Origin of the sequence: Coleofasciculus sp. B1-GNL1-01 (assembly GCF_040220235.1) — a bacterium.
Taxonomy (GTDB): domain Bacteria; phylum Cyanobacteriota; class Cyanobacteriia; order Cyanobacteriales; family Coleofasciculaceae; genus Coleofasciculus.
This window is the reverse complement of record NZ_JAVJTO010000033.1, coordinates 1-10,492: the sequence shown is the minus strand read 5'-3', so window position 1 is coordinate 10,492 and position 10,492 is coordinate 1. Positions and strand designations below refer to the sequence as shown.

Annotated in this window: 9 protein-coding genes; 3 read left to right on the top strand and 6 right to left on the bottom strand. The window is 44.7% G+C overall.

Annotation, left to right across the window (positions count from 1 at the left end; genetic code table 11):
• Positions 1-294: 294 nt before the first annotated feature.
• Complete coding sequence (locus tag RID53_RS07890; RefSeq protein WP_446387588.1) at positions 295-1,074, bottom strand: TRAP transporter substrate-binding protein; 780 nt, start codon at positions 1,072-1,074, stop codon at positions 295-297.
• A gap of 68 nt (positions 1,075-1,142) precedes the next feature.
• On the opposite strand from RID53_RS07890, the gene RID53_RS07885 reads away from it, so the two are divergent.
• Positions 1,143-2,198, top strand: a complete 1,056-nt coding sequence (locus RID53_RS07885; protein ID WP_446387587.1) for a YheT family hydrolase — start codon at positions 1,143-1,145, stop codon at positions 2,196-2,198.
• Between the two features lie 45 nt (positions 2,199-2,243).
• Complete coding sequence (locus RID53_RS07880) at positions 2,244-2,837, top strand: hypothetical protein (RefSeq protein ID WP_446387586.1); 594 nt, start codon at positions 2,244-2,246, stop codon at positions 2,835-2,837.
• Between the two features lie 380 nt (positions 2,838-3,217).
• On the opposite strand, the gene RID53_RS07875 is transcribed toward RID53_RS07880, so the two are convergent.
• The 5 genes from RID53_RS07875 to RID53_RS07855 all read right to left on the bottom strand — a co-directional run bounded on the left by RID53_RS07875 (position 3,218) and on the right by RID53_RS07855 (position 9,488).
• Positions 3,218-5,482, bottom strand: coding sequence for a pentapeptide repeat-containing protein (locus RID53_RS07875; protein ID WP_446387585.1), 2,265 nt, complete (start codon positions 5,480-5,482; stop codon positions 3,218-3,220).
• Positions 5,483-5,593: 111 nt separating this feature from the next.
• Positions 5,594-6,160 carry a nitrogen fixation protein gene (locus RID53_RS07870; protein WP_446387584.1) on the bottom strand — a complete coding sequence of 189 codons (567 nt, stop codon included), beginning with the start codon at positions 6,158-6,160 and terminating at the stop codon, positions 5,594-5,596.
• A gap of 82 nt (positions 6,161-6,242) precedes the next feature.
• The gene (locus tag RID53_RS07865) at positions 6,243-6,863 is read right to left on the bottom strand and encodes a hypothetical protein (RefSeq protein WP_446387583.1); all 621 of its coding nucleotides are present in this window, start codon (positions 6,861-6,863) and stop codon (positions 6,243-6,245) included.
• 160 nt (positions 6,864-7,023) lie between these two features.
• On the bottom strand, positions 7,024-8,037 hold the full coding sequence (locus RID53_RS07860) for a cytochrome d ubiquinol oxidase subunit II (RefSeq protein ID WP_446387582.1): 1,014 nt from the start codon (positions 8,035-8,037) through the stop codon (positions 7,024-7,026).
• 8 nt (positions 8,038-8,045) lie between these two features.
• Positions 8,046-9,488 (bottom strand): cytochrome ubiquinol oxidase subunit I, encoded by a 1,443-nt coding sequence (locus RID53_RS07855; RefSeq protein ID WP_446387581.1) that lies wholly within the window; start codon positions 9,486-9,488, stop codon positions 8,046-8,048.
• Positions 9,489-9,749: 261 nt separating this feature from the next.
• Here RID53_RS07855 and RID53_RS07850 point away from each other — a divergent pair.
• Positions 9,750-10,492, top strand: a 743-nt coding sequence (locus tag RID53_RS07850) for an RNA-guided endonuclease InsQ/TnpB family protein (protein ID WP_446387580.1), incomplete at its 3' end; no start/stop codon positions are given.

The following is a 10,492-nucleotide window of genomic DNA, read 5'->3' as shown; positions in this document are numbered from 1 at the left end:
GAGTTATATAAAATTAATGGATTGGCAAGCGACTCAAGCTAAAGAAAGATGGGAAAAAACCGGAAAATTGACAGTAGTCGTTCAAGACCAAGGCTCTATACACATAAGTAAACTCACGAAAAGCCATTATGAGAAATGGGTTTAAGGGGTTTGAGTCATCCGCTTATTGGACGCGATCGCACCCCCCTTTCCTCCAGATTGTCTTTCTCCACAACCGATGTCCAACAAGGATTACAAAACTTCATACAGTGCCGTTTTCTTTTGTCCGACTACTTAATCGGAGGGGAGTTTGTTTCACTCTGCCTGATTGACCAGCGCCATGTACGTGGTTCCGGGTTCCCACCATCCTGGATAATAGTAGTAAGGGGCGGCTCTCTGTAGTCCTAGCGTATCATCGTCATAAGGACCAATCCATTCCACTGCATCGATGCTTCCTTCTAACAAAGCAGGTACGATATCTTGACCTGCGATCGTTATAACATTGACACCCAAACGGCTCATAATTTGCCCGCCAAGCCCAGGAAGCCGCATTCTCAGGTTCTTTAAATCCGCAACTGTATTAATTTCTCGCCGAAACCATCCCCCCATTTGTGTTCCGGAATTGCCAGCCGGAAATCCGATCAGATTAAACTCAGAAAATATATTTTGTAACGTGTCTAATCCTTTCCCTTTGTAGAGCCAAGCATTTTGTTGTTGAGCATTTAAACCAAAAGGAAGGGTAGTGCCAAAGGCGAGGGCGGGGCTTTTCTGGAAGGAGTAGAACGTATTCGTGTGACAGCATTCAATGGTTCCGTTGGACACCGCATCAAACACGTCCAGAGGTGGGGCTAAATCACCACCCGGATAAGGGGTAATCGTAAACCGCCCCTCCGTCATCGTGCTAACCGAGCGACATAATGTTTCAACGCCCTCAAACAGGATTTCAAAATAGCGATCCCAGCTTGTTGCCATGCGCCAATTAATGATCGGTTGAGCAGGTTTTGATGGGGGTTGAGGTGTTTTTTTACGGCAGGCGTTGAGACTAGCCCCAGCCGCACCGATTGTTGTATACTTTAAAATATTTCGACGTTTCATAATCTAGCTATATCGTTTAAATATAAATCTTAATCATAAATCATGAAAAAACAATCGACGAATAACAAATGACGAATGACAAAAAACACTTTCATTCCCCATGGTGGTTAAGTCATGGTCTGGCGATGACCATGCACCTGGCGTTTAGAGCCTCCCGTGATTGGGAAGCAATGATTCCTTTTCCAGAACCTCCCTATCAGGAGAAAGTATTTCGTGGCGCTGACAATGTACCGATTTTTGGGATTGTCGCCATTCCCGAACGGGCTAAGGGTACGATTGTGGGAACTTATGGTATTACTGGGGATTTGGATAACCAATGGTATCTGAGACTATTGGGGCGTAAAGCCTTTGCTCAAGGGTATGCAGTGGTGCTATTTGACTGGCGAGCCCATGGCAAAACAGCGTTGTTGTCACCAACCTTAACCTCCGATGGTTTGTACGAGGGCGATGATTTTGTTCTGATTGCGGCGCAAGCAAAAGCCATGGGATGTCCCGCGCCATTTTGGTTTACAGGCTATTCACTGGGCGGACAATTAGCGCTTTGGGGAATTAAATCAGCCCAGGCGATCGCTTATTCCGAGGCGGTAGGATTAAATGAGTCAGAGATTGGCGGTGGTGCGGTTATTTGTCCGAATCTGGATTCTCACCGTTCTCTGACGTATCTGTTAAACCATCCGTGGGGGCGGTATTTAGAACAAGCGGTTGCACGGACTTTGAAACAACTTGCATGGCGTCTCTATCAGGCTCATCCCCAAGACATCGATCCAGAAGCGGTTGAACGGGCAAACAGTATTTGGGGATTTGATCATGAGCTAGTGATTAAGCGATTGGGGTTTTCCTCGGTGGACGAGTATTATGATGCCACGAGTGCGCTGTATATTTTACCTCATTTAAACAAACCGACGCTGAGTTTTTATGCCGCCGATGATCCGATGTTTGACCCGACAATTATTCCTGACTTGCAAGGGATTTGTGCGAATAATTCTGCGATTGACTTAAGGGTAACAAAACAGGGCGGTCATGTCGGTTATATTAGTTCTCGTGCTTGTCAGCGTGACTATCATGATCCGGACTGCTGGTGGGCATGGAATCGAGTGCTGGAATGGTGCGATTCGTTCAATTGAGGTATAGCAACCGCCAAGAAAGTATATTTGCCGTAACTAATCGCCATGATTCGAGCCATCCCAAAACTCACGCTTCAGCCTGGATACCGCCCTCAATCGGAAGACAAAACCCCCGAATCCGATGCTATTGATTTTTACTTACTTCGACAGCGAACCAATCGAGAGCGCTGGCAAGCTAGTGCTTCATTAACTCGATGGTCGAGGGCTGTATCGTTACGTGGGATGCGGAAGGCTTCACAGCTAACTTTTCGAGAGCGGTTCGCTCAATCAGTTTTAGGTGATAAGTGGTTACCAATTTTAACCCCTACCAGTGATCCGTCTCTGTGGACTCAAGACCCTAGTGAAATCGCTAGACTACTACACCCGATCTTTGAAACGCTAAGTATTCCTTACTACATCACAGGTGGAGTTGCAGCTAGTATCTATGGTGATCCTAGAACAACACGCGACCTAGATCTGGTCATTGAACTGAATAGATCTGAGATCTTGCCATTGGTCAAAGCGCTAGAGGAAGCGGGGTTTTACTGTCCCCCAGGTGCAGTTGAGGACATCCAAATGGGCAGAGGTAGGGTATTGAGTGTAACTCAGATGACAAAAATACTCAACGCCGATATAGTCTTGAACGCCGATACCGACTGACGACGTGGAGGTTGTCCGGAATCACTCATGGTGGTCTCGTTGATAATACTTTTGTACTATTTAGGATAACGACGTGGAAATTGAACGTCAAGTCGAAAGGTCAATCCCTTGATCACGTAGAGACGTAGTATGCTAAGTCTCTACATTTTCCCATTCCCTATTCCCCATTCCCTATTCCCGCTTCGCGTAGCGCTATAATTTCGCGATCGCTTTATCAGGAGATAGACCGATCGCCTTCAATCAAATACCGTGGTACATACGATCAAATAGCGTGACACGCGACAGATATCCAGGGAGATTTACGCAAAATCCTCAAAGAAGCCTTTGACCGCGAGGGCATTGTCATGCCCGTGGCTTCAGTCGTGGGTGTGCCCCCTACATCAGACAGTGGATTCTACTACATAAAAAACACGGGAAAAATCCTGCCGGATTAAATCCGATTGCTGTATGTAAAACCAAAGAACTTCTCCTGATAGAGATATTTGGAGCAGCATCGTATCCAGTGGGCCATCAAGTCCCTCAAAACCCGTCGAATACTCCCGTGGATCTTCTTGGGGAAAGAGAGTACAGCCACCGAGCTGGGCAGATATGCGAGTATATCTACGGGTAGAATCTTCAGGTTTACCTGTAGTCGTTTCTTCAAACTTCCCTTCCCAAGAATAATCGTCATAGGCTTCCCTGAATTCATCAATGAAGCGACTCGCAGCTTGGCGATCGCTCCGATCGAGATCATGAAACATCACCTCATAAAACTGATAGTCCTCTGATGGCATGAATTCCTTACCAGAACTCCACTGAATTGCTGAACAAGTGGGGGGATATGCGTACACAATGCTAAAATCTGCTACTGCGTCCAGATCTCTAAGCTCTGGGTTTTTGTCGGGCAAGAAGTCAAAGTTGGTTTCTAGATTGGCCTCATCCATATCTGGATCAGCAAAATAGCGGATACAGAAGGTTGTTTGTTGAAACCAGTCAGTATTATCAAATTCACTATAATGTTCGTGGAGACAACCGTAATAGCCACTATCGGCAATAAAAACCTGAAGAATCCCCTGCTGTGGAAATGGCTCCGCAGGTGGCGCTTCGGCAAAATTAATCTGAATCAGCAGATGCAAATACTCCCCGTCTGGTGTTTGAGGATAGCTCATCCCCTTGGGCAAATAGGGCAAGCCAGCCCGACTGATTTGCTCTCCCGGAAACTTACTACTCCACCAAGTTAAAGTATCGTCGGGAACAAGGTCAATCCCAAGATAAGGTTTAATGGCTGCTTCGATGCGATCGCGATAACGTTCTAGAATGGCTGGCATTACTCTCCTGATCACATAATTTGAGGATTCTGCGTCTAGAGGAGAATTAACAGCAGCCCAAGCCCTGCGCCACATTGGGTCAAGATTCGTTGTTTCATCAATCTGAGTTCCAAGAAGGTTTGCCTTACTCAAATCGACTCCCGTTAAATTAGCACCTTTGAGGTTGGCATTTTCCAAATTTACCGATGTCAAGTCAGCATGACTCAAGTTAGCCCCCGCTAGGTTAAATTCTGACAAATCCTGGCGACTGAGGTCAAGATTTTGTAACTCTAAATCCTCATGGGTTTGATTGAGAACAGCTATAACCTTGCGCCAACTGGCAGCCATTTGGGTTTGTTCATCAATGATTGCTCCTTTTAGGGTGACTTGATTGAGGGTTACTCCCTGGAAATTGGCTCCTTTTAAGTTGGCATGATTCAGATCGCTCTGAGTTAATTGCGCTTGCTGAAAATTGGCATGACTGAGATCGGAATGGCTAAAGTTTAGTCTAGATAAAGAAGTGTTCGCAAAATTGGCTCCCTTAAAACTAATGTGGCTGAAATCATCTCCTTGACCGAAGCGAGCACCTTGAAAGTTGGCGCGATCGCACTTAGCTCCTTGCAGTTTAATTTTAGCTAAATTAGCATTTTCTAAATTTGCCCCTTCTAAATTAGCATTAGTCAGATTAGCCCCACTGAGATTAGCATGATTCAGATTGGCATGACTGAGGTCAGAGTTGCTCAAATTTATTCCAATTCCAGTTAGTCCAGCCAAAGACGTATTCGCAAAATTCGCCCCCTTGAAACTAATCTGGCTCAGATTGTCAGTCTGATGGGGTTGATCTTTGAATTGATAATAAAAGCGAACCCCTTGAAAATTAGCGCGATCGCACTTAGCTCCTTGCAGTTTAATGGCGGCTAACTTGGCATTTTCTAAATTTGCTTCTTCTAAGTTGGCATTATTTAAATTAGCATCGTTGAGATTAGCGTTGCTTAAATCAGCCTGTTGTAAATTGGCGTTAGTCAATTTAGCCTGATTCAGGTGAGCATTACTCAAGTTAGCTTGAGATAAATCGACCCCAGTTAAATCAGCACCTTGCAGACTAGCAGAACTTAGATTGACTCCCGATAAATTAAGTTCAGCAAAGTCAGTTTTAGGGTTTAGTCCAATTTCTATGGCTCGTTTCAGGAAATTATCAGCACTTTCTTGACGCAGAAGATCAACAATTTCTTGGCGTTCGGTTCGGGTTAATTGACCTTGGTGTTGCGGCTGTGTCGATTGATCGGGATGATTCGATTCGTCGTCAAATGCACTATTTCGCCGTCTGCGACGACGTGGAGGTTGTCCGGAATCACTCATGGTGGTCTCGTTGATAATACTTTTGTACTATTTAGGATAACGACGTGGAAATTGAACGTCAAGTCGAAGGGTCAATCCCTTGATCACGTAGAGACGTAGTATGTTAAGTCTCTACATTTTCCCATTCCCTATTCCCCATTCCCCATTCCCTATTCCCGCTTCGCGTAGCGCTATAATTTCGCGATCGCGGTGTGGTTTAATGACTTTTTTAACGGTTTCAGACATACTATAATTCGTGCGGACAATTTGAGGACAACGGAGACAGGCAGCTTTTCCTTCCTGTTGCCACCATCGACAATCTTGACGAATGCGACAGGGTGGTAAGTCTTTCACCACTGTCGGTAATCCCTCGACAATTTGTTGAATAAGATGGCATTGATGTCCATCAAAATGTTGACACCCCCGTTCCCAGCAAGGAGCAGCGATTCGATAGACTTCGGTTGGATCAACGGGTTCAGATAATGCTAGTAATTCATCCGTTATTGGCTGAGGTTCCCGCAGATATGCTACTTGTGGACTGTCAACAGTGCCACCTACTATACCGAAGACAACGCTATCTTTAGTATCAGGGGGAGCGCTAGGACAGAGTGAAGATTTACTATCTTTGGGATGTGCCGTTTTTGACGGTATTGGTGTTGCCTGACTCGGCTGTGTTCTATCTTTTCTTGAATTAGCCATTTCCCTTAAAGAATGAGAATTTATTTGGAATTTAACGATGAGACAACGGGGTTTAATTTTTGGAAGCAAATATTTGATTGAATTAACGCTGTCGATTCATTTTATTTTTCAACCATTGTCTCAGTAAACCTAACGTTTTAGTCGGTGGATCGTTAGCTATATCAGCTTTAGAGTTATTCCCCGCCTGATCATTAACTTGGTCTACAGATATTACACCCGCTGTTTCCGGAGGAGCCACTGCTGAGCCTGCTGGCATTGGTGCTGTGCCTGCTAAAAGAATACCGTGACTATCGGCACTGGCTATTTCTCGACGCCCTAACGCGCGATCGACGGCTCGCTCAATCGCTTCCCCTAATTCTTTCGAGTCAATTTCAAGGTCAAACTTGAGATAAATTTGTAATTCTGGAGGCAAATAAGTTTGTAATTCTTGTTTCTCTTTCTCATTAACCTGTTGAGAGAGTAAATTATAGGCTATTAACTGTAAATCACCTGTCTCGTTTTTTACTACTTGGCGTAGCACATCTTTCCCCGGCTGACCATAGTTGAGCGCCTCGTCTAAAGCCGCCATTCTGATTTCTTCAGACTCACTCGTCAAACGTTGTTTAACTCCCTCTAAGCCACCCAGTACACCAGAATTTAATGGGAAACCTTGTCCGCCTAAAACGGCGTCATTGGGATTGGGTTGATTGGAATTGGCTGTCATAGGTTACGATTGTTGTCGGTGTATTTAAGAAAAGGAAAGGGCGACCCAATCAAATTGAGTGGACTTGGATAGTTCAGTGATACAAGCGGGTCGCCCCTACACAGGTTTTATTCTGTTCCATTACGGAGTTGGGCAGATTTATTGCGAAAAATTAGCCCTGCTATTCTCCATAATGTTCACCCCTGACTTTACCCCGAAACACAATGTATTGATAGATGTTGTATGCCAACATAATCGGAATCAGAACGCCGATAAAGATGATCATGAACACCAGCGCACTGGGGTCAGCAGCGGCATCATAAATGGTGATTTGAGTGGGGATAATGTAGGGAAATACAACCAAGGCTAATCCTAGGAATGTCAGTAAAAACAGGAGAATCGTCCAAATTAATGGTGTTCTCTCTTCCTGTCGATCCAGACTTCTCCAGAGTAGCCAAATTAGGGTAATTCCCAGGAGCGGGATAGCGGCGAAGATATACACTTGAGGTTGAGAAAAAAGACGCGATCGCGCATATTCATAAAAGATAGGCGTGGTAATCGTAATTACGATCGCACCAATTAGCGTGGTGATCGCGGCAATTCTAGCAGTCTTATAATGGGTGGTTTGTAATTCTCCCTCTGTTTTCAAAACCAAATAGGTTGAGCCAATCAACACATAGCCTTGAATCAATGTCAACGCCACAACAACAGATTGCCAGGTGAGCCAATCCCAAGTGCCGCCAATAAAATGACCCGCTTGATCAACCGTAATTCCTGATAGTACAGCCCCCAAAGAAAATCCTTGACCCAGTGCTGCACTAAAACTGCCGACACCAAAGGCTAAATTCCAGAAGAACTTGCGATCCGCTTGTTCGCGAAACTCAAACGCCACCGCCCGAAAGATAAAGCCAAACACCATTAAGAAAATGGGGATGTACAAGGCATTTAAAATCGTGCCGTAGGCTAAAGGAAATGCGCCAAACAACCCGCCTCCCATAATCACCAGCCAGGTTTCGTTAGCATCCCAAACATTACCTAAACTGGTCATTAAAATACCCCGGCGTTCCTCAGTTGAAGAGGTCAAGGATAAAATGCCCACCCCTAGATCAAATCCATCTAGCATCACGTAGAGGAAGAGAAACAAGGCTAAAATGGCAAACCAAACTTGGGGAAGAAAATAGGATAATGTCTCCATATAACCTCCTACTGTTGCGTTTCTAGGGGACGTTCATCGGGAATAAATTGTCCCGGAGCAGTGTTGACTCCTTCTTGAGTTTCAGAACTCGGTAAAGGGAGGTTGAAATTGGGACCTCGGCGGATAATTCGACTGCCGAAAAATAAAGCGGCACAAAATAATAGGGTATAAACCCCACTGAAACAGAGTAACGAGGTTAACACATTACTGGCTGGAACATTAGACACGGCATCTACGGTGCGGATCTGCCCATAAACCGTCCAGGGTTGTCGTCCCACACAGCGAACAATCCAGCCGGATTCAACCGCAATATAACCCAGGGGTGCGGCAAAAATCCAGGCAAACAGAAGCCAACGCTGCTGGGTAATGTTTTCCGGCGAAAGCTTACCCCGTAGCCATTGCAGTACACTCACCAGCATTAATCCGGCGAAGAAGAAACCAATGGCAATCATAATCCGGAAAGAATAGTAGATTAACCCTAACAGATGGGGTCGATCTTCGGGTTTCCATTCCTTCAATCCCAATACAGGTTCTGGTAATTCTTTTTTGAATTCCAGGATATATCCCAACGCATTGGGAACTTTAATTTCCCAATCATTTTGTTCAGCGGTTTCATTCGGCAATGCCAAAAGACTCCAATCTGCCGCAACGCCTGCGGGTATGGTTTCCCACTGTGCTTCCATCGCCGCTAGTTTAGACGGCTGATGATGATATACTTGTTCGCCACTTAAATGTCCAATATAGATCTGTAAGGGGGCGACTGCGATCGCAACGGCTAAAACAATTTTCAACGCCTTAGAAAAGAAGGCTGAATGGCGTTTGTTGAGAATGTACCAAGCGCTAATCCCGCCAATCACAAACAGTGATGTCTCCAGGGTGCCAAAGAACATGTGTAAGACACTGTTCATCATGAAGGGATTAAAAATTGCCTGAAAATAATCACTGACAATAAACTTACCATCAACAAATTCTCCCCCGGCTGGAGTTTGCATCCAGGAATTGGCAGCTAAAATCCAGAACGTGGATAAGTTCGCCCCGAATGCTACAAGGATAGTGGCAACGTAGTGCATGATGGGATGAACCCGCTGCCAACCAAACACCATAATCCCCAAAAACGCCGCTTCTAGCATGAACGCCATCGACGCTTCAAAGCCGAGAATGCTGCCAAAAAAATTACCAACCGCCTCGGAAAAGGATGCCCAGTTGGTGCCAAACTGAAATTCCATCGGCACACCTGTGGCGACGCCGATGCCAAAGTTGAGGACATACAGCTTCGACCAGAAGCGAGCATGGTAATAATAATCCGGATTGCGCGTCTTCAGCCATAGTCCTTCCACGATAACCAGGTAAATCCCCATCCCTGTGGTGAGAACGGGCCAAAGCATGTGAAAAATAGCTGTCACCGCAAATTGCAGACGTGACAGCACGACGGTATCAGACAAAAATTCCATAACCTTCCGTTACACGACCTGAATATGGACTAGAAAACCTGCGATCAGGCTCATGACCCGATTCATTATCATGCTAACGCGCTGAAACCGTTACCACGAGAGGCATTGTAAAGTTTCAATAACAATATAGTCGGATATAGTCATGTTTAGTAATATATAGACATAAAAGGCTCAGACTATTTGCTCGCGGATGTACGGATTAAGAAGGTCGAAACGGAAAACCGAAAAGATTAAGCCCGAGTTAAAATCTCACGGACAATAATGCTACTAACCCAAAGACATATAATCAAAAAAGGGCATCGTTTTTGGAGGTCGATAGATCGCTTGTCTTGGCAGTCTAAAAATCTTTACAACTCAGCCAATTATCTCATCCGTCAAAACTGGATTTATGGTCAGGGGTATTTGACTTATAATCAGATGGCTTCCTTGATGAAAGATACAGAACAATATAAAGCATTACCCGCTAAAGTATCACAGCAAGTTTTAAGGGGATTAGATCGGAACTGGAAATCTTTTTTCGCCGCGAACTCTGAATTTAAAAAGCATCCAGATAAATTTATAGGTAGACCGAAAATCCCTGGCTATAAAGATACTAAAAAAGGACGAAATCTTCTAATTTATACAATTCAAGCGATCAGTAAAGGAGCTAGAAAAAAAGGATTAGTCAAGCTATCAGGAACTAATATTGAGTTGACCAGTCAAGTGGCTAACCGTATAGCAGAAGTGAGGATTGTCCCCAAGTGCGATTGTTATGTAATCGAGGTGATTTATGAAGAAAAAGAACAGTTCTTAACCCCAAATGAAAAGATAGCCGCGATAGATTTAGGCATAGATAATTTGATGGCTGTAACTTCAAATCAACCGGAGTTTACTCCTTTGTTGATTAATGGCAGACCGTTAAAAAGCCTAAATCAATTTTATAACCAGCGTCGAGCTAAGTTACAATCTCTCTTAAAAAGCAATCGTCAAAGTTCCCAGAGAATTCGTCGTTTAACCCGTTGCCG

What these genes read in the sequence shown, in the direction of transcription:
- RID53_RS07890 (WP_446387588.1), bottom strand. Translation starts at nt 1,074, where the DNA reads ATGAAACGTCGAAATATTTTAAAGTATACAACAATCGGTGCGGCTGGG.
- RID53_RS07885 (WP_446387587.1), top strand. Translation starts at nt 1,143, where the DNA reads ATGACGAATGACAAAAAACACTTTCATTCCCCATGGTGGTTAAGTCAT.
- RID53_RS07880 (WP_446387586.1), top strand. Translation starts at nt 2,244, where the DNA reads ATGATTCGAGCCATCCCAAAACTCACGCTTCAGCCTGGATACCGCCCT.
- RID53_RS07875 (WP_446387585.1), bottom strand. Translation starts at nt 5,482, where the DNA reads ATGAGTGATTCCGGACAACCTCCACGTCGTCGCAGACGGCGAAATAGT.
- RID53_RS07870 (WP_446387584.1), bottom strand. Translation starts at nt 6,160, where the DNA reads ATGGCTAATTCAAGAAAAGATAGAACACAGCCGAGTCAGGCAACACCA.
- RID53_RS07865 (WP_446387583.1), bottom strand. Translation starts at nt 6,863, where the DNA reads ATGACAGCCAATTCCAATCAACCCAATCCCAATGACGCCGTTTTAGGC.
- RID53_RS07860 (WP_446387582.1), bottom strand. Translation starts at nt 8,037, where the DNA reads ATGGAGACATTATCCTATTTTCTTCCCCAAGTTTGGTTTGCCATTTTA.
- RID53_RS07855 (WP_446387581.1), bottom strand. Translation starts at nt 9,488, where the DNA reads ATGGAATTTTTGTCTGATACCGTCGTGCTGTCACGTCTGCAATTTGCG.